Source organism: Hyphomonas oceanitis SCH89 (assembly GCF_000685295.1).
Classification (GTDB): Bacteria; Pseudomonadota; Alphaproteobacteria; order Caulobacterales; family Hyphomonadaceae; genus Hyphomonas; species Hyphomonas oceanitis.
Genome location: NZ_ARYL01000125.1, coordinates 1 through 1101 on the forward strand (window position 1 = coordinate 1; position 1101 = coordinate 1101).

General features: G+C 53.0%; 1 protein-coding gene. It reads right to left on the reverse strand.

Translation table 11 applies throughout. The features are described from left to right. The coding region (locus tag HOC_RS20525) for an efflux RND transporter permease subunit (RefSeq protein WP_035542555.1) at positions 1-1101 on the reverse strand (1101 nt) is incomplete at both ends.

Here is a 1101-nt window from a genome sequence, read left to right on the forward strand (position 1 = left end):
TTGGAAGGAGGCCGGCTATGACGACAGCAACCGTCATCATGATGGGCCGGACCCGCAGAAGGGCGCCATCAATGACTGAGGCGCGCAAGTCAGCTCTTGTCAGCTCACGATTTTCGTCTCTTGCCTGCTTCATCTGATCCTCAAGAGCGTGCTCCAGATAAACAATCATCAGTACACCGATTTCTACGGAAACACCCGCTAGAGCAATAAACCCGACGCCGACAGCCACCGACATATTGTAACCAAGTATATCGAGAAACCAAAGGCCGCCCACGAGTGCCAATGGCAAGGTCCCCATGATGATCAGAACGGGTGTAATGCGCCTGAAATTCAGGAACAGTAACAGGAGGATGATGACGAGAGTGAGAGGGACGACAACGCTGAGTCGTTGTTTGGCGCGCTCCATGTATTCGTATTGCCCTGACCAGGAAAGGGAATATCCGGCGGGTAAATCAATCGTCTCGACCGATTTCTTTGCGTTCTTTACATAGCTGCCAATATCAACGTTCGATATATCAACATAGATCCACCCGTTCAGGCGGGCGTTTTCACTGCGGATGACGCCAGGTCCGCCAGATATGGAAATATCGACAAGTCGCGACAGCGGTATCTGAGCCCCGGTCTTCGTGACGACGGGCAGGTTTTTCAGACGTTCAAGCGAGTCGCGATATTCGCGGGGATAGCGCACATTCACCGGATAACGTTCCAGACCTTCGACGGATTGCGTCACTGTCATGCCGCCGATTGCGGTCTGAACGAATGCTTGTACGTCGGCAACATTCAGACCGAAACGCGCAGCTTCTTCACGCTTTATGTCGACGTCAACGAAACGACCACCGGTGACGCGCTCGGCGTAGACGGATGCGGTTCCCGGAACGTTTTTAATGACCGCTTCTATCTGCTGAGCTACATCGCCAATCACGTCCAGGTCTGGTCCGGCGACCTTGATCCCAATCGGCGTCTTTATCCCTGTCGCCAACATATCAATTCGGTTCTTGATCGGCATGATCCAGACATTGGTGAGGCTTGGTACCTGGACAAGGTTATCGAGCTCTTTCTTGAGTTTCTCTGTGGTCATCCCTTCGCGCCACTCTTCTTTCG